Source organism: Kitasatospora sp. NPDC001603 (assembly GCF_040298365.1).
Lineage (GTDB): Bacteria > Actinomycetota > Actinomycetes > Streptomycetales > Streptomycetaceae > Kitasatospora.
In genome coordinates, this window is the sequence record NZ_JBEPAA010000002.1 from 267,517 (window position 1) to 285,328 (window position 17,812).

A 17,812-nucleotide genomic window follows, 5' to 3' on the forward strand; every position below is an offset into this window, starting at 1 on the left:
CCGCGGTCCCCGGCCCCATGTCCCAGGGCCGGGGGCCGCGTCCACCGGGCGAACGGCCCCTCACTCGTGCGGCCCGGCCTCCAGCGCGGCACGCAACGCCCCCGCGACGACCATGACGCCCAGATCGACGACGACCCCCTCGGCGTCCCACACGCCGTCGTCGGTGATCATCAGGCCGATCAGGGCCAGGTCGCCGGCGTCATTGCGCAGTTCGTACTCCGCGATGGTCTCCTCGCCGACCTCGCCCAGCTCGTCGCGGTCCCAGGCGGCGACCGCCGACTCGGCGACGGAGCGCGGCAACCGCACGGTGATCCGGCCGACCTGGGGATCGAGATGGGCCCCGATCGCCGCCAGCACGGCACGGTCCCGCTGGTACCTCACGTACTGTTCGCGATCTTCCATGGGGCCGAGCCTACCCAGGCCGATCGGGGTCCCGGTGCGGAAGCCGGTGAACGGCGGGGGCGGTGGCCCTCCGTGGGAACGCCCGGCAGCCGAAACGACCAACTCCCCGCCGGACACCGGGCGGGGAGACCGTCGCCAGGCTGTGGTCGGCGGCGCGACGTCACGACGACGCGGCTCGGCCACGCCCTGCCACGGCTCGCCGCCGACGTCGACGCGCGCACGCTCGCATGCCCGACGGGCTGGGGGAGTCGGGGTGCTAGGCGATCCGGGCCCAGGCCGTCCAGCTGCCGTTCGCGGCGTGGCTCCGGGCCCAGAGGCCGCCGTCCGTGCCCCTCGCGCCGACCTCGAACTGGCCGCCGCCCGTGTCCGAGGCGATGATGCCGACGCCACCGATCAGGTAGCCGCCCAGGGACGTCCAAGCGGTCTTCTTGCCGGCCGCGCTGCTCGAACGCGTCCACACGGCGTGGTCGGTGCCGATGACGAACACCTGTCGGCGACCGTCCCGGTAGCCGTACTCGGCCATGCCGGGCTGGCCGAACTCGCCGCCGCAGAGGTACTCGCCGCCCCAGGCCGGGCTGGTGCAGTGCATCGGCTCCGCCACCGCGCTGGCGGGCGCGGCCATCGACGCGACACCGGCGAGAACGGCGGCGGCCACCGCCGTCTTGATCTTCTTCACGGGCACTCCTCAGTAGCGCGGACCGGAGCCGCCCGTCCGGCGGACGGCTTCCTCTGTCGAGGTGACGGCTGCTCAGGGCCGAGGGGTTCACCGGGCCTTCGCGGGGTGCGCGTTCGCGCAACCGCGCGGTGCCGCCGGGGCAGGCCGTGGCTCGCCTCCCCGCCGCCCGCCCGCCCGTCCCGGGTCGGCGAACCCCGAGCGCGTCCTGTTGAGGGCGAGTGGCGTGCGTCACATACTGCGGGCATGACGGATGAGTTCAGGCGGCGGATGGAGTCCACCTCGACATGACACGAATCATCGCGGACATCTCGGTCTCCCTCGACGGCTTCGTCACCGGACCGGACCCGGGCCCGGACAGCGGGCTGGGCACCGGCGGCGAGGCGCTGCACACCTGGGCGTTCTCCGACGACCCCGACGACCGCCGGCTCCTGCGCGAGGCGACCGGCCGTTCGGGCGCCGTCATCCTCGGCCGCCGGCTCTTCGACCTGGTCGACGGGCCGCACGGCTGGGACGACGAGACCGGGTACGGCGCCGAGGAGGTCGGCAAACCCGCCTTCGTCGTCGTGACGAGCTCGCGGCCGGAGTCGGTCCGACTCGGCACGCTCGACTGGACGTTCGTCACCACCGGTCTGCCCGATGCCGTCACCGCCGCGCGCCGGCACGCCGAGGCGGCTTCCGCGAGCAGCGGCCGGGACCTCGACATCGTCCTGATGGGCGGGGGCGCCCTGATCCGCTCGGCGCTGGACGCCGGCCTGGTCGACCTGCTGTCACTGCACCTGGCCCCCGTCCTGCTGGGCGCCGGCACACCCCTGTTCACCGGCGCGGTGCCGCGCACCCTGGCACAGCGGAGCGTCCTCGCGACATCGACCGCGACGCACGTGACCTACGACGTCCACTGACGGCGCGTTCCCCAGGCGCCCGGCCGGCCGCGGGAGGGACCGGAGTACCGGTCCCTCCCGTGCCCCGACGTCGCCAACGGCTCGTCGGCCCGCTCTCAGCCCCCGGCGAACCGGCCCTGGACCCCCCGGTCGGCCCCTGGCCGGGGCGTCACTCGAAGCGCGCGGGGTCGCCGGCGCCGCGCCGGACGATCTCCGCCTCGCCGCTGGAGAAGTCGACGACCGTCGTCGGTTCCGTGCCGCAGTCGCCGGAGTCCACCACGGCGTCCAGCACGTGGTCGAGGCGCTCCTTGATCTCCCACCCCTGGGTCAGGGGCTCGTCCTCGCCGGGGAGGAGCAGGGTGCTGGAGAGAAGGGGCTCGCCGAGTTCGGCGAGGAGTGCCTGCGTGACGACGTGGTCGGGGATCCTGACCCCCACCGTCTTCTTCTTCGGGTGCATCAGCCGGCGCGGGACCTCCTTGGTGGCGGGGAGGATGAAGGTGTAACTGCCCGGCGTCGCCGCCTTGATGGCGCGGAAGACGGCGTTGTCGATGTGGACGAACTGGCCCAGCTGGGCGAAGTTCTCGCACATCAGGGTGAAGTGGTGGCGGTCGTCGAGCCGCCGGATCGTCCGGATCCGTTCGAGGCCCTCGGTGTTGCCCATGCGGCAGCCGAGGGCGAAACAGGAGTCGGTCGGGTACGCGATCAGGGACCCGGAACGGAGGCTCTCGGCCACCGTGCCGATGGTGCGGGCCTGCGGGGTCTGCGGGTGAACGTCGAAGTACTTCGCCATTGGCCGACCCTACGGGATCCACGGGCCGCCCCGCGCCCGGTCCGCGCCGGAGGCCGGAGTCTTCCCCCGGCAGCCGGCGCGGACCGGGCGCACGTGCGCTCCTTCCGGAGGGCGGCCCGGGGCCCCGGCGGGACACGGTCGCGGCGGCGGTGGTCCACCGGTTCGGTGGACCACCGCCGCCGGTCGGCGCGGCCGATCGGCGGGACACCCTCCCCGCGTTCGGTTACAGGGCGATCCACTCGGTGGAGGTGGTGACCTCCTTCAGGAGGTCGGGCAGGGGTTCGACGCCGAGGCCGGGGCCGGTGGGGACGGCGAGGTGGCCGTCGGCGAGGACGAACGGCTCGGTGATGTCGGTGGCGAAGTAGCGGTGGGAGCCGGAGGTGTCGCCGGGCAGGGTGAAGCCGGGGAGGGCGGCGAGGGCGACGTTGGCGGCCCGGCCGATGCCGGTCTCCAGCATGCCGCCGCACCAGACGGGTATGCCGTGGGCGCGCGCCAGGTCGTGGATGCGGCGGGCCTCCAGGTAGCCGCCGACCCGGGCCGGCTTGATGTTGATGACGGAGCACGAGCCGAGCGAGATGGCGGCCGCGGCGTCCGCGGCGGATTCGATGGATTCGTCCAGGCAGATCGGGGTCCTCAGCAGTTCGGCCAGCCGGGCGTGCTGCACGAGGTCGTCGTTGGCGAGCGGCTGCTCGATCAGGAGCAGGTCGAACGCGTCGAGTTCGGCGAGCTGCCGGGCGTCGACGAGGGTGTAGGCGGCGTTGGCGTCGACCTGCAGGAGGAGGTCGTCGCCGAAGCGCTCGCGGACCGCGCGGACCGGCTCGACGTCCCAGCCGGGTTCGATCTTCAGCTTGATCCGGGCGTAGCCCTCGGCGACGTAGCCGTCGACGGCGTCCAGGAGTTCGGGGATCGAGTCCATGATGCCGACCGAGACCCCGCAGGGGACCTTGTCGCGGGAGGCGCCGAGGTACTGGGCGAAGGACTCGCCCGATGCCCGGAGCTGCGCGTCCAGGACGGCGGTCTCCAGGGCCGACTTGGCCATCCGGTGGCCGGTGAAGGGCTCCAGCACCCGGCCGACGGTGTGGGCGTCGATGCCGTCCTTGGGCAGCGCGGGGACGAGGAACCGGCGCAGGACGTCCTGGACGCCGTCGACGTACTCGGAGCAGTAGCGCGGCTCGGACATCGCGGCGCACTCGGCCCAGCCCTCGCCGTCGGCGGTCTCGACGCGGACCAGCAGGACGTCGCGGCCGGTCTCGGTGCCGAAGGAGGTGCGGAACGGCGAGACGAGCGGCAGCTGGATCCGGCGGAGTTCGATCCCGGAGATCTTCATGACTGGTGGCTCCTGGCGAGGGTCGGGGTGGCGGTCGTGGTGGCGGTCGAGGTCAGGGTCGTCCGCGGGGCGGTGGCGCCGGTGCGTCGGACGAGGTAGGAGCGCCGGTCGTGGAGGCCGGTGACCCGGGCACCGTCGGCGAGCAGCTCGCCCAGGGTGTGGCGGACGGCCAGTCGCCAGGCCCGGGCCGCGCCGGGGTCGGTGCGGCGCAGCGCCTCGATGTCCTCGGGGAGGTCGATGAGGACGCACTCGGCGTCGATCGGGCCGGTCTCGGGCCGGCCGTCGCGGTCGCGGACGGCGTGAGCGGTGCCGGGCGGCGCGGTGACGGGCGGGCAGGTGCCGGCGACGGTCGCGGTGACCGGCGGGGCGCTCAGGTCCCAGGTCGCCAGGACGCGGTCGGAGTCGTCGCCGCCGTTGATGGCGTCGTCCATGCGGCCGTAGAAGGACTCCAGGTACTCGGTGGGCCGGGCGCCGAGTTTGACGAGGTTGAAGTAGGCGTTGCGGCGGATCAGCGGGTCGTAGGTCCAGGTGATGCGCCGCAGTCCGCGCTCGAGTGCCCACCGGCGCTGGTGGAGCTTCAGTGCCAGGCCGATGCCGCGGCCGGGGGCGGCGCCGGTGATGTGGGAGTGCAGGGTGGTGCCGGGCGGGGTGGCGAGGAAGGCGATCGACGCCCCGACCAGGTGGCCGTCGCGGTACGCGCCGGCCACGTAGTTGCCGGCGTGTGCGAGGGCGCGCATCACCTCGACCGGGACGGGTGTGCCGCCGCTGTCGGTGCGCCAGATGTCGGCGTAGAGGCGCTTCACGTCCTCGAAGTCCTTGAGGTCGTGGAGTTCGCGTACCTGGAACGCGGTCATCGCAGGGCTCCGGTGAGGTGGGCCAGGAGGCGGGCGCGGCGCGGCATCTCGGCGGTGCGGACGTGTTCGTGGTCGGCGTGGGCGCCGTCGCCGACGGCTCCGAGGCCGTCGAGGGTGGGGCAGCCGACGCCGGCGGTGTAGTTGCCGTCGGAGGCCCCGCCGACGGCGGCCTGCCGCAGGGGAGGGAGCCCGAGCGCGGCGGCCCGCTCGGCCGCCAGCGCGAACAGCGCGGCGGAGGCGGTGGCGTCCAGGGGCGGGCGGTTGGGGCCGCCCCGGAGGTCGAGGCGCGCGCCGGGCAGGTGGGGCCGGAGCGTGTGCACGAGGTGGTCGACCGTCTCCTGCGCCGCGGTGCTGGGGACCCGGACGTCGATGGTGAGGTCGGCCCGGGCCGGGACGGTGTTGGTCGTGGTGCCCGCGGACAGGAGGGTCGGGGTGACGGTGGTGCCGGGTCCGGTCCGCCCGAGCACGGTGTCGGCGATGTCCTGCAGCGCGAGGACCTGGTGGGCGAGTTCGACGGCCGCGTTGACGCCCTTCCGCGGTTCGAGTCCGGAGTGCGCGGCGCGGCCGTGCACGGTGAGGTCGTAGATCGACACGCCTTTGCGGGCGGTCTTCAGCGCTCCGCCGTCGGCGGAGGGCTCGGCGACGAGGGTCGCGGAGCAGCGGCGGGCGGTTTCCTCGACGAGGGTGCGCGAGGTGGCGGAGCCGACCTCCTCGTCGCCGGTGACGAGCACGCAGATCCCGTCGAGCGTGGGGAGGGAGGCGAGGGCGTGGAACATCTGGACCAGGCCGGCCTTCATGTCGAAGACGCCGGGTCCGCGCGCGATGCCGTCCGCCACGGACCACGGGTGGGTCCTGAGCGAGCCGACCGGCCAGACGGTGTCGTGGTGGCCGAGCAGGAGGACGCGGGGCGTTCCGAAGGTCCACCGGACGTGGGTGACGCCGCCGTTCACCAGCAGCCGGGCGGGGGCGCCGAGCAGGCGGGCCCCCTGGGCGGCGACGACCCGGGCGCTGCGGGCCACCGCCTGGTGGTCGGCGGAGTAGGACTCGCAGGTCACGAGCTCTTCCAGGTCGGCGAGCATCGCGTCGAGCTCCGGCGCGAGGTCTGCGGGCGGGGGCGCGGGCAGGGGCGGGGTTCCGAGGTCGGCCGGCACGGGAGGGTCCTCCTGGGGTGGGGTGACACCCACGCTAGGCAGCGCCGACGGCCGCGCGTTCGTCGTCCCGTCACAACGTGGGACGGCCCGTTCGTACGCGGGACCCAAGAGCCCGGACGCCGCGGTGCGCCGGACACGGCGCCGGAGGCGGCAGCGCCCGGGCACCCGGGCGGTCAGCCGGAGGCGGTGGTCCGGCCCCCGCCCGCTCCTGAGGCGGGGTCCGCACCACCGCGCTGCGAGGGCATCAGGCGCAGTTGCAGCATCGCCGCGAACCGGGCGGCCGGGTCCTGTAGGTCCAGGCACCCCACCTCGGCCACCCGGCGGATCCGGTAGCGGAAGGTGTTGGGGTGGACGTACACGCTCGCCGAGGCGGCGATCACGTCGCCGAAGGCGTCCAGCCACGCCCGCAGCGTCTCGACGAGGTGGGCGTTGTGCTTGGCGTCGTAGGCCACCAACCGGGCCAGTGGCGCGGACAGTTCGTCGCCGTGGGTGGCGGCGAGGTCGCGCAGCTCCAGCAGCAGCGCGTCGGTGTTGACGTCCGTGATCGACGCGACCCCCGCGCCCGACCGCCGCTCGAACAGCACCCGCAGCGCGCGGTCGGCGTTCGTCCTGGACCGCGCCAGGGCGGTGGGCTCCTCCGCCACCGACCCGATGCCGATGACCGCGCCCGTCCGGTTCCCGGTGCGCTCCAGGAAGTCCGAGGCCACCTGTACGGCACGTTCGCGCCGATGGGCCGCCTCGCCCCGCACCGGGAACAGCGCGTAGGCCACGTCGCCCAGGAGGGCCACCGCCGAACGCGGCTGGACGGCGGTGAGGTGGATGGCCAGCGCGCCGGCCAGGCGCTGCCGCTCCGCGGTGACGTGGGCGTGGTCCTCACCCGGGCGGTGTGCCAGCCCCAGGGCCATGACGAGGGTCGGCTCGTTCGCCAGGCCCAGCCGGCCGAGCGCGTCGGGCGCGCCGGCCCCGCCCTCCAGCACGGTGGTGACCAGGTCGGTGCGCAGCCGGTTCTCGGCGTCGGCCCCGGCGCGGTGGCGCAGCATGTGCAGGGCGACGAGCTTCGCGGCGTCCTTGAACGCGGCCTCCCTGGCGGGGGTGAGCGGTTCGCGGACCGCGGCCCACACCGAGCCGAGCACCTCGTCGCCCGCCCGTACCGCGATCGCCACGCGCGGCAGTGCCGTCTCGCCCTCGCCGACCGCCGCCGGTGCGATCCGCACCGGGTCCTCGCTGCGGTAGATCTCCCGGAAGACGCCGCGGCTCTCCATGAGCCGCACGTACCGGTCGGGGACCTGGCGGGCCAGGATGGTGGCCACCCGGGCGGGGTCCGCTTCGTCCTGGCGGCCGGAGAAGGCCAGGATGCGCTGGCAGCGGTCCTCGATGGTGATAGGCGCGTCCAGCAGGGTGGCGACGGCGTTCGCCAGGGCGAACAGGTCGCCCGAGGGCACCCCTCCCAGGGTCTGCCCGCCGCTGTCCCCGATGTCGCCCTCGGCCAGCAGGGTGCGCAGCATCGCCGCCAGCTGGGCCCAGGAGGCGCCGCGGGTCAGGGCGAGCAGGGGTATCCCGGTCTCGGACACCGCCCGCGCGAGGGCCTCACCGTCCTCGACCGGCCCGCTCCCGACCGGCCCGTCCCCGACGGGCCCCCGTACGACCAGGGCCGCGACGCGGTGGGTCGCCAGTTCGTGCAGCAGCCGGACGATCTCCTCGGAGCCCCGGACGCCGGCCCCGAGCACGATGGCCCGCGGCGGGTACTGCTGCTCGTCGTACGGGTCGTGGATCCCCACGCCGCCGATCTCCGGGGCCAGGCCGACGTCGCCGTGCAGCAGGTCGAGCAGCGTGGGGCCGAGGTCCCGCAGTACCCGGCCCAGGCCGCCGGCGGAGTGCGTCGCCATGTGCCTGATCATCTCCGCAGGTTAGGGGCCTGACCGCGCCCCCGGCTCGGTACCCGCGGACCAGGCTAAGCCCCCGCGTTCGTCGCCCGGGACGAACGCGGGGGTGGGCTGTTCGACGGGTCCGGTGCCGGCACCGGACCGACCGACGGTGTCAGCCCTTGCCGCCGGCCTTCAGGACCTCGGCCGCGGCCACGCCGGCCGCGCTGTTGCCGTGGCCGCCGCCCTCGACCTCGGCCGCCACCGCGAGGTCGTCGCGGTAGGCGATGAACCAGCTGTTGGTGCCCTTGCCGGCACCGGCCTCGACGGTGCCGGTCTTGGCGCCGATCCGCCCCGACAGCCCGGACATCGGTGCCCGCGCGGTGCCCTGGGTCGCGGTCTTCGCCATCATCGCCCGCAGGTCCCGCGCGACGCCCTCGGGAAGCCTGCCGGGGGCCGTCACCCGCTTCGCGTCCGGCACCAGGACGGGCTGGCGGAACGTTCCGCTCTGCACGGTGGCCGCGACCGAGGCCATCAGCAGCGAGTTCACCTGGATCTGGCCCTGGCCGATGAAGGTGGCGGCCGCCTCGTCCTTGCTCTTCGGCACCGGGATGGTGGCGTCCCTGCTCGGGATGCCGATGTGCCACTCCAGGCCGAGGCCGAACTGGTTGCGGGCGACCTCGGGCACCGTCCCGAGCTGCAGCTTCTCCAGGCCCTTGTCGATGAACCCGGTGTTGCAGGAGCGGGTGAAGTCGTCGGTCAGGGTGTAGCCGGGGAAGTCGCCGGGCTCGTCGTTGTGCCAGGCGCGCGGGGAGTTGGTGGTCTCCTTGCACGGCACCACGGTGTCCGGCCCGACCCCGGCCTGGAGCAGGGCGGCGGAGGTGATCACCTTCATCGTGGACCCCGGCGGCTGCCCGCCGCCGACCGCGCGGTTGAACCCGTCCGGCGAGGAGTACGCGAGGGCGAGGATGTGGCCGGTGCTCGGCTGGACGGCGACCAGCGAGGCCGGCTTCCCGCCCGCGGCCTGCTTCTTCACCGCCTCCTCGGCCACCTGCTGGAGGCCGGCGTCCAGGGTGAGCCTGATCTCCGGCGCGTTCGCCGGGGTGAGCACGAACAGCTGCTCCGGTGCCTTCGCGCCGCCGTCGGAGATCACCACGGCCTGCCCGTCGACGCTGGACCCGCCCCGGGTGGGGGTGATCTGGGGCAGCACGCTCCTGAGCGACGGGAACGCGTCGAGCGGCTTGCCGTTCCGGTCGACCGGCTTCGCCACCGGATCGGGCAGCAGCTTGATGCCGATCGTCTCGCCCGCGTCGAGATGCGGGTGGATCACGTGCGGCGACCAGCGCACGGCCACCCTCCCGTCGGCCGCCCGCAGCACCGTCAGTGCGCTGTCGTACTCCCAGGCCTCCGCGGTGCCCTCGAACTCCGCCTTCGCCCGGAAGCCCACCGCGGGCTCGCTCGGCGTCGCGGACGCCACCGGGCCGGTCCCGGCCAAGGTCAACGAACGCGGCTTCACCGCGTCGCGGAACGCCGCCAGGGCGGTCCGCGCGGTCTCCTGGCGGTCGGTGAGCGCCGCCGCGGCCGCGACGTCCCCGCGGCCCCAGGCCGCCAGGAAGTCCTTCGCCACCGCGTCGGCCTCCGCGGCGGTCGGCGCCGGCTGCGCCGACGCGGCCGCGGCCGGGGACTCCTGGTGGTCACCGGCCGCCGGGCCGTTGCCCGTCACGGCGTTCACCACGTTGTAGGCCCCGTACCCGCCGGCGGCCAGCAGCCCCACGACGGCTGCCGCCAGCGCGCCCTGCCAGACCCGGCGTCCGGCGGAGCGGCGCGGCGGTTCCTCGTCCTCGATGTCCTCGGCGTCGTCCGGGTACTCGGTGTGGCTGGGCGGGCTCCCGATGGACTCGGGGTCCGACCGGTGGTCGTCGGCGTACGCGCCGGATTCCTCGTGTTCTGCTGGCACTGCGTTCCCCCCGTTGGTCCCCGGTCACGGGTCCGTTCCCCCGTCGTTCCGCTCCGCCTGGCCGCCGTGGCGGCCGGACGGCTCGGGCGGCGTCCAGCATAGGCGGGCCGGGCTCGGCGACCGGCGGAGGGGAGGCCTTCCTTCGTGTGCGCAAGGGCGCCATCGGTGTCGCCGGAGGCCCTCGGGGTGTCGCGGCCGATTGGCGGCGAGGCCTGTCCGCGGGCGGCGGCGCGGGACCGTGCGGCACCGGTCGCCGTCCAGCCGGTATCCCAGAAGGCTGGGATACCGGCCTTGGCTGCGTACGGACAAACTGGCGCGTGGCCGGCCACTGCGGAGGGGCGTTCCCGCGCAGGATCCGGCATTCCCCCGTACCGACGGCTTCCGGAGGCAGTCTTGCTCGTATCCCTCAGGCGTACCCTGCTCGCGATCCTGCTCGCCCTCACCGGGCTGCTCCTGCTGCCGGGCGGCGCGTCCGCCGACACCCCGGCGTCGGTCCTGTTCAACCAGTACTCCCAGCGCTGCCCCGACGCGAGGTCGGGGATCCAGGACATGCACCCCTGCGCGCCGTCCGACAACCCCGGTATGTGGGTGATCAAGCGCGTCGCGGGCTACCCCGAGCGGTTCACCGTCACCACCAGCAGCCCGGACGGCGTCCTCTGTCTGACGGCCGACGACCTGCCGATGACCACCGGCTGTGTGGCTGGCTACACCAGGCAGCAGTGGGAGATCACCCCGTTCGAGGCGGAGCCGGCCCTTTACGACCTGGTCGGCCTGCGGCTGAAGAACGTGGGCACGTCGGACTGCCTGGACAACTCGCGCAAGAACTTCGGAGGCTGGAAGCTGGTCCTGAGGGGCTGTGACGGCGGCAGTTACCAGCAGTGGGACGTCTACCGCAGCACCTACGACGCGGTCTTCCACGCTCCTCCGGGCCAGCACAAGGGCATGACCTGGGGCACCCTGGAGCAGCGCGCCGACAACGTGGTGCACGTCGGCTTCGACAACCTGACCAACAGCGACCCGTACAACGGCGACACCGCGGCGAACGCCGTGCTGCCGGTGCTGTGCATCAGGCAGGACGGCCGCCCCGCTCCGGCGGGCGTCCCCACCAGCGGCTTCCACAGCTGGGCCGGCGGCGAGGTGAAGGTCACCCCGGCGCTGCCCGGCTACGAGCTGACCAGCCGCGCCGTCGCCGACCAGAAGTGCGCGACCGTCTTCGGCGCCGGCTTCCGGATGGCCGAGTTCCACGACGGCACCGGCTGGGGCCTGTGGGCCAACGGCACCCTGCCCGCCAACACCCGCTTCTGGACCGCCATCAGCGGCCAGTCGGCCAACCCCTGGGACTGACCCACCGGCCCCGGAGAGCGGGCGCCGACGGTGGCGCCCGCCCTCCGGGGCCTTGCCGTGCCCGGCCTGCCGGGGGCAGGTCCCTGTCGGTGGGTGGTGGTAGGCCTGGGCGCACGAGTGACACGAGGACTCCGCCGCTCCCCGACGGCGGCGGCGAGGAGTTCTTCCGGCGCGGCTGCCGGGTTCTGACGGAGGGTGGGATCGAGGACCGGGAGCGGGCCCGTGGCCTCTTCGGGGACGCCTGCGCCCGGGGCGGTCCGCCGATGCGGTGGCGGGTCGCCGAGGCTAGTACGTGGGCCTGCACTCCTGGGAGACCTTCCGGACCGGCGAGAGCTTCGACGTCCCGGCGGACAGCACGTTCCAGCTCAAGGTCGAAGCCGACACGGCCTACCTCTGCGAGTACCGCGACTGACACCGCCCCGGACCACCCGTTCCGGCGGAGCGGCAACGGCGGCGCCTCCCCCGGGGGGGCCGCCGTTGCCGCACGATTTCCTCGCGACGGCGAATATGACGGCCACGCGCCGATTTCTGTGGCTGGCGTAAAGATTGTCATCCTATTGGTCAATTCGGGTTACCGGCGCCATGGTGGTCGCAGATCGGTGACTATGATCCACTTCTTGTGACGAACAGTCAGAGCAACATAACAGCAGTGCAGTCGGCCGACGTCGTGATCCTCGGGGCGGGCCCGGCCGGTCTCCTGCTGGCCAATCTGCTCCAGCGCGGCGGAATCGACTGCGTGGTCCTGGAACGCACCGACCGCACCCGCGTACGGACCCGGGCGCGCGCGGGCTTCCTCGCCCCCAACACCCTGCGGATCCTGGACCGCCACGGCCTGGCCGAAGGCCTGCACCGCAACGGCAAGCAGCACGGCGCCTGCGAATTCCGCACCGCCGAAGGCCGCTTCCGCCTGGACTACGGCAAGCTCGGCCGACGCGAACCGCACACCGTCTACCCCCAGCAGTACCTGGTCACCGACCTGCTGACGTCCTACCTGGCGGCAGGCGGGCGGGTGCACTTCGAGACCGAGGCGCTCGCCGTGCACGACACGGGCACCACCCGCCCCACCGTCGCCGTACGGGAGGCGGACGGCCGCCTCGCCCGGTGGCAGGCCCGGTACGTGGCCGGCTGCGACGGCCGGCACGGCGCGGCCCGGCGCTCCCTGCCGCCCGGCACCGTACGCCACCACCGGGACCACGGGATCTCCTGGCTCGGCCTGCTCGCCGAGGCGCCGCCGAGCCTGGACGCCGTGGGCTACGCCGTCCACGACCGCGGCTTCGCCGGGCACATGGCCCGCACCCCGGAGGTCACCCGCTACTACCTGCAGTGCGAGCGCGGCACCGCGACCGGAGACTGGTCCGACGGGCGGATCTGGGACGAACTCGACACGCGGATGTACGCCGCCGAGCACGGACCGCTGCACCGCGGCCGGATCCTCGAACGCGGGGTCGTCGACTTCGAGTCCGACGTCATCGAACCGCTGCGCCACGGATCGCTCCTGCTGGCCGGGGACGCCGCGAGCCTGATCAGCCCCTCCGCCGCCAAGGGCGCCAACCTGGCCGTCCTGGAAGCGGAACTCCTCGCCCGGGCCCTGATCGCCGACCTCGCGCACGGCGACTCCGAGGCGCTGGACCGGTACTCGCGGCAGGCCCTGGAGCACATCTGGCGGGCGCAGGAGTTCTCGCTCTGGATGATCCGGCTGCTCCACCGCGAGCCCGCCGCTCCCGTAGGCGAATCGTTCTTCCACGAATCCTTGCGCCGCTCGCGCCTCGAATCCCTGCGCACCTCGCGCTCCCACCAGGACTGGTTCGCCGAGAGCTACACCGGCGTCTGAGCCCTCCCGCTCCACCCCGCTCCGCCCGGCCCCGCGCCGGCCGACCCCGCTCCGCCCGACCTCGTTGTGCCCGGCCCCGCCGTGCCCGCCACGCTCCGCCCGGCCCCGCGCCGGCCGGAGGCTGTCGGCTGCCCGCCGCCCGTCGGACTCCCGAACACCCGGACAAGGAACCGCACCATGCCGACCACGATGACGCCCCCGGACACCGACGATGTCACCCGCCTCCTCGCGGCGGCCACCTTCGTCCGGGAACACGACAGCACCACGCTGCTCCGTCTCCTGCTGCCCGGCCTCCCCGGCCCGCGGCTGCGGGCACTGGCGGACCACTGCCGCTTCGCCCACGCCGCGGTCCTGGTCTTCCCGTCCGACCGGGACGCCCTGCACGATCAACTGGCCGCCTGCGACCTGACCGTGGACGTACCGTCGACGCCCAGCACCGTGGTCCGCGAGCGGCTGGCACTGCGGCACGGCCACGACCCGGCGGGCCTGGACGTCGCCATCCTGCGGCCACCGCTACGCGGCCCGCTCGGTGAGCGCCGGGTGGTCGAGGTGTTCGCGCTGACCGTCCCGCCGGGCTCCGGCCTGGCCGCGCTCGCCGCGCACGAGCGGGTCGCCCAGCACGAGGCGCACCTCGCCTTCGAGGTCGAGTCCGCGGACCCGCTGGTGCTGGACGGCCTGTGCGCGCTGCTCGCCCGGCACGGCGCGAGCCCCGACGGCGGCGGCTACAACCCGCACGAGGACGGCACCGTCCTGTACTTCACCGCCCCGGCCGGGTCGCGGACCGGGTACCGGCGGCTGGAACTCCACGTGGCGGGCGCCCACCCGGACACCCTGGCCGCGCACCTGGGCCGGTACCCCGCCGGGCCGGACGAGGACCGGGGGCAGGCCCGCCCGGACGGGCCCGCCGATCCGCACCGGGAAGCGGAAGCGCTGCTGCACCTGCTCACCGGGGCCTGGACGACCCAGGCCCTCGCGGTGTTCGCCCGGCTGGGGCTGCCCGACGCCCTGGACACCCGCACGGGAGCCGGCGCCGAGGCACTGGCGGACCGGATCGGCGCCCACCCGCAGAGCCTCGCGACCCTCCTGCGCTACCTGGTGATGCTGGACATGGTCGCGCAGCACCCGGACGGCTTCCGGCTCACCGGCACCGGGGCGCTCCTGAGGGCGGACGCCCCGGGGTCGATGCGGCCGCTGGCACTGATGTACGGCGGCCCGTTCTACCACTCCTTCGCGGAACTGGAGCACACCGTGCGGACCGGCGAGGCCGCCTTCGACCACCTCTTCGGCGAGAACCACTTCGACCACTTCGCCCGGGACCCCGAACTCGCCGAGCAGTTCGACCGGTCGATGGTCGCGAGCACCCGGATGTTCGAGCCGGTCCCCGCACATCCGGCGATCCTGGCCGCAGGCCGGGCCTCCGTTCGCGGCACCGTCGTCGACATCGCCGGCGGGACGGGCGAGCTGCTCGGACGCGTCCTGGTCGCCAACCCCCGCCTGCGCGGCGTCCTGCTGGAACGCCCGCACGTCGTCGCCGCCGCCCGCGGGCAGCTGGACGCGGCGGGCTGCGGCGAGCGGTGCACGTACGTCACGGGTGACTTCGCGGACGTGCCGCCGGGCGCGGACGTGTACCTGCTCTCCCGGGTCCTGCACGACTGGAACGACGAGCGCTGCCGGGACATCCTGCGCCACGTGTCCCGGGCCATGCCCGCCCACGCCGACCTGCTCATCGTCGAGCGGGTCCTGCCGGCCGACGGTTCGACCTCGCTGGCCACCGCGTGGGACCTCCACATGATGTGCAACACCGGAGGCCGCGAACGCCGCGCCGACCACTTCGTCCGGCTGCTGGCCGACGCGGGCCTCGAACTCGTCGACGACTCGCCGCTGCCGCTCGGTGGCACCCTGCTGCACGCGCGCAAGGCCGGGGTGCCGGCCCCGCGCGGCCTGACCGCCGGATGACGGTCGCGGCGGGTGATGGCGATCGGTGATCGGGCCATGCTGACGGTCCTGGGTGACGAGGTCCTCGACCTCGCCACCCTGCGTCTGACGTCGCCCGCCACGCTCCGCCGGCTGGGCGAGCCGCTCGGTCTGGTGCCCGCGGTCTGAAGCACGTCCGAGGGTGCTGGAACACGGCCGTTCCCGCAGGCGGCGGTGTTCGGGCCGTGTTCCGGCACCCCGGAGGGCCGACCTCCCGTACCGACTGCAGACCCGGTCGGCGTGGACGCCGCGACCGGTCCGGCCGGGACGGCGGCCTGTTCGCGGCCTACGCCCCGCTGATGGAGAACCCCGGGCGGTGCGTCGTGCGGGGGCTCAGTGCGCTTCGCGGGGGTGCCCGGCGACGCGGCGGGCACCGGCGGTGATCCTCTTGAGGAGCAGGCTCGGGATGGGCGTGCTCAGGGGCCGGTACGCGGCCGGTGCGTCGGCGGCGCCGGGGCGAAGCGTCGAGGGGACGGCGGGGACGGACCGCGTCGCGGCGGGGCCGCCGCCGGTGAGTGTCTGCCGGTTGCGCACGTGCTGCTCCAGGTGGCATTGAGGCGATGGTGATGTCGGCGGCCGCGGGCGTCGAAGTCGAGGGTCGGCGTCGAGCCGTACGGCCTGCGGATGCTCGGTACCGCGCAGTGCAGAAGCAGGTAGGTGAGCGCCGCCCTGACGCGGTCTGCGCGGTCTGCGCTGTCTCCGCGGACGGCGGCGAAATGCTCCCTGCGCGTTTTCTACCCGCTCCGCATGCGCGGAGTCCAGGGGTTGCCCGGAGTTCCGTGTGTTCGTCCGAACGCTCGTACCGGCTCCGTGGCGGGTGCTCCACGGAGGGCCACCGCCGGGACTCCGCCGGACCGTGTGTGCCGCCCCGCGGCCCCAGCCGGCCGGGCCGGGGAAGGACGCCCAGCCGCCGGCCGGGGCCCGGCCGACACCGAGCGAGCGGAGCTTACGGAGGGCGGACTGGTCCTGGGGGCCTCCAGCCACTCGACGAACTGCCGGAAGGAGAGGAGCCGGACGTCGGGCTTGCCCGCGACGGTCCTGATCGTCTCGGTGGAGGCGCGTTCGAAGGCGGCGAGGTAGCAGTCGCGGCCTGGGCGCGCCACTCCGGGTACCTGGCCGGGGGCCGGTGTCGGCGGTGGAGCCGTCTCCGATCGGCGTCGCCCGACCCACGCGCCGCATCAGGCGGCGGCCCGTGCCCGGAGCGCTGCCAGCGTCCGCCGGACCGTCCGCCGAGTCGACCGGTCCGGAGCGGGCGGCGGCGCACGCGACCGGACTTCCGGCCGCGCCGGGGGCCGACGCGCTCGGGTGAGGGTCCGGTGGCGGGGCCCGGAGGCCTCGCCACCGGTGCCGAGCCCGGGAGCGCTCCGGGCCGACGTCCCTGCCGCGCGGTCCCGATGACGCCACGTCAGTTCCCGTCGGTCCCAGGAGTACGGTCCCGGCCGGGACCGCTCGCCCGGAGCCTGCTCCCACCTGCGGTTCGTCCTGGCTGCGGACGAACTCCGCGGTCCCCGAATGGTCTTCTTGATCAAGACCGGGGACCACCGGCGTCATTGATCAAGAGAGGTCCTTCCATGAACGAGTACGTCCCGCAGAGCCGGAGCCGCCACGGTCGGCGCTGGGTGGCGACCACGGTGGCCGCGGGTGTGGTGGCGGCCGGGGTGCTGGCGCCGACCGCGGCGTTCGCGGGCGGGCGGCCCGACAGCGTCCAGTCGAGCCTGAACGCCCTGGTGAAGGAGGACGGGCTGCCGGCCGCGCTGGCCGCCGTGAAGGGTCGCGACGGCCGCACCCGCACCTACACCGCGGGGGTCGGGGACCTCGCCACCGGGGCCAAGGTCCCGATGGACGGCCAGATACGGATCGGCAGCAACACCAAGACCTTCACCGCCGTGGTCGTCCTCCAGCTCGTCGCCGAGGGGAAGGTCGGCCTGGACTCCCCGGTGGAGAGCTACCTGCCGGGCCTGGTGCGCGGTGACGGCATCGACGGGCGTCACATCACCGTCCGCCAGCTGCTCCAGCACACCAGCGGCCTGCCCGAGTACGTGGACAAGGACGCCATCCTCACCGACCCGACGCGGTACTACGAGCCGCGTGAACTCCTCGACGCGGCGCTGGGCCAGAAGGCCCGCTTCGCCCCGGGGACGAGCTGGGAGTACAGCAACACCAACTACCTGCTGGCCGGCCTGATCATCCAGAAGGTCACCGGGCGGCCGCTCGGTGAGGAGATCGGGCGGCGCGTCGTCGACCGGATCGGCCTGCGGCACACCTACGTCCCCGCTCCGGGGGACATGGGCATCCGCGAGGCCCACCCCAAGGGCTACAACCGCGGTGCGGACGGCTCGCTCCGCGACTACACCGAGCTGGACCCGTCCTGGGGCTGGGCGGCGGGCGCCGCCGTCTCCACCCCGAGCGACGTCACCCGCTTCTTCACCGCGCTCCTCGGCGGCCGCCTGCTGCCCCCGGCGCAGCTCGCCCAGATGCGGACCACGGTGGCCGCCGACGCGGTCGCTCCGGGCGCCCGCTACGGACTGGGCCTGGTGAGCCGGCCGCTGTCGTGCGGCGGCGTGGCCTGGGGCCACGGCGGGACCATCCCGGGCTACGACACCGCCGGAGGAGCCACCGACGACGGCCGGGCCGTCAGCCTCGCGGTGACCATGATCCCGGGCGGCGAGACCGGGCAGCACGTGGAAGCCGCGGTGGACGCGGCGCTGTGCCGTTGACCCTCCCCGGCCGGACCGGAGCGTCCGTACCGGCATGACCGGCATGACC

15 protein-coding genes are annotated in these 17,812 nt (G+C 74.3%); 6 read left to right on the forward strand and 9 right to left on the reverse strand.

The features are described 5' to 3' along the window. Positions 1 to 60: 60 nt before the first annotated feature. Positions 61 to 402: a hypothetical protein gene (locus ABT263_RS02785; RefSeq protein ID WP_352286817.1), complete on the reverse strand. Its 342-nt coding sequence runs from the start codon at positions 400 to 402 to the stop codon at positions 61 to 63. A 256-nt stretch (positions 403 to 658) separates the two neighbouring features. Further along, positions 659 to 1,078 (reverse strand): DUF8189 domain-containing protein, encoded by a 420-nt coding sequence (locus ABT263_RS02790; protein WP_352286819.1) that lies wholly within the window; start codon positions 1,076 to 1,078, stop codon positions 659 to 661. A gap of 284 nt (positions 1,079 to 1,362) precedes the next feature. On the opposite strand from ABT263_RS02790, the gene ABT263_RS02795 reads away from it, so the two are divergent. After that, complete coding sequence (locus ABT263_RS02795; protein ID WP_352286822.1) at positions 1,363 to 1,977, forward strand: dihydrofolate reductase family protein; 615 nt, start codon at positions 1,363 to 1,365, stop codon at positions 1,975 to 1,977. 148 nt (positions 1,978 to 2,125) lie between these two features. Here ABT263_RS02795 and ABT263_RS02800 read toward each other — a convergent pair whose 3' ends face one another. From ABT263_RS02800 to ABT263_RS02825, 6 genes are all read right to left on the reverse strand, one after another. Continuing rightward, a complete protein-coding gene (locus ABT263_RS02800; protein ID WP_352286824.1) occupies positions 2,126 to 2,746 on the reverse strand; it encodes an L-threonylcarbamoyladenylate synthase in 621 nt (206 codons plus the stop codon). 223 nt (positions 2,747 to 2,969) lie between these two features. Then, complete coding sequence (gene menC / locus ABT263_RS02805; protein WP_352286827.1) at positions 2,970 to 4,073, reverse strand: o-succinylbenzoate synthase; 1,104 nt, start codon at positions 4,071 to 4,073, stop codon at positions 2,970 to 2,972. Then, on the reverse strand, positions 4,070 to 4,927 hold the full coding sequence (locus ABT263_RS02810) for a GNAT family N-acetyltransferase (protein ID WP_352286830.1): 858 nt from the start codon (positions 4,925 to 4,927) through the stop codon (positions 4,070 to 4,072). Before ABT263_RS02810 ends, menC begins: the two co-directional genes overlap by 4 nt. Beyond that, positions 4,924 to 6,006, reverse strand: a complete 1,083-nt coding sequence (locus ABT263_RS02815) for a M20/M25/M40 family metallo-hydrolase (RefSeq protein WP_352286894.1) — start codon at positions 6,004 to 6,006, stop codon at positions 4,924 to 4,926. Before ABT263_RS02815 ends, ABT263_RS02810 begins: the two co-directional genes overlap by 4 nt. Before the next feature lie 245 nt (positions 6,007 to 6,251). Then, positions 6,252 to 7,964 (reverse strand): PucR family transcriptional regulator, encoded by a 1,713-nt coding sequence (locus ABT263_RS02820; protein ID WP_352286833.1) that lies wholly within the window; start codon positions 7,962 to 7,964, stop codon positions 6,252 to 6,254. 151 nt (positions 7,965 to 8,115) lie between these two features. Then, positions 8,116 to 9,897 (reverse strand): penicillin-binding transpeptidase domain-containing protein, encoded by a 1,782-nt coding sequence (locus tag ABT263_RS02825; protein ID WP_352286835.1) that lies wholly within the window; start codon positions 9,895 to 9,897, stop codon positions 8,116 to 8,118. 393 nt (positions 9,898 to 10,290) lie between these two features. Between ABT263_RS02825 and ABT263_RS02830 the strand changes: the two genes are divergently transcribed. From ABT263_RS02830 to ABT263_RS02845, 4 genes are all read left to right on the forward strand, one after another. After that, a complete protein-coding gene (locus ABT263_RS02830) occupies positions 10,291 to 11,241 on the forward strand; it encodes a ricin-type beta-trefoil lectin domain protein (protein WP_352286838.1) in 951 nt (316 codons plus the stop codon). Between the two features lie 292 nt (positions 11,242 to 11,533). Further along, entirely contained in the window at positions 11,534 to 11,653 is a 120-nt protein-coding gene (locus ABT263_RS02835; protein WP_502885743.1) for a pyrimidine/purine nucleoside phosphorylase, read from the forward strand. 207 nt (positions 11,654 to 11,860) lie between these two features. Then, positions 11,861 to 13,072: a 4-hydroxybenzoate 3-monooxygenase gene (locus tag ABT263_RS02840; protein WP_352286840.1), complete on the forward strand. Its 1,212-nt coding sequence runs from the start codon at positions 11,861 to 11,863 to the stop codon at positions 13,070 to 13,072. A 177-nt stretch (positions 13,073 to 13,249) separates the two neighbouring features. Next, a complete protein-coding gene (locus ABT263_RS02845) occupies positions 13,250 to 15,028 on the forward strand; it encodes a methyltransferase (protein ID WP_352286842.1) in 1,779 nt (592 codons plus the stop codon). Positions 15,029 to 15,379: 351 nt separating this feature from the next. On the opposite strand, the gene ABT263_RS02850 is transcribed toward ABT263_RS02845, so the two are convergent. Then, a complete protein-coding gene (locus tag ABT263_RS02850) occupies positions 15,380 to 15,580 on the reverse strand; it encodes a hypothetical protein (RefSeq protein ID WP_352286845.1) in 201 nt (66 codons plus the stop codon). A 1,037-nt stretch (positions 15,581 to 16,617) separates the two neighbouring features. Here ABT263_RS02850 and ABT263_RS02855 point away from each other — a divergent pair. Then, positions 16,618 to 17,763: a serine hydrolase domain-containing protein gene (locus ABT263_RS02855; protein ID WP_352286847.1), complete on the forward strand. Its 1,146-nt coding sequence runs from the start codon at positions 16,618 to 16,620 to the stop codon at positions 17,761 to 17,763. Positions 17,764 to 17,812: the final 49 nt, after the last annotated feature.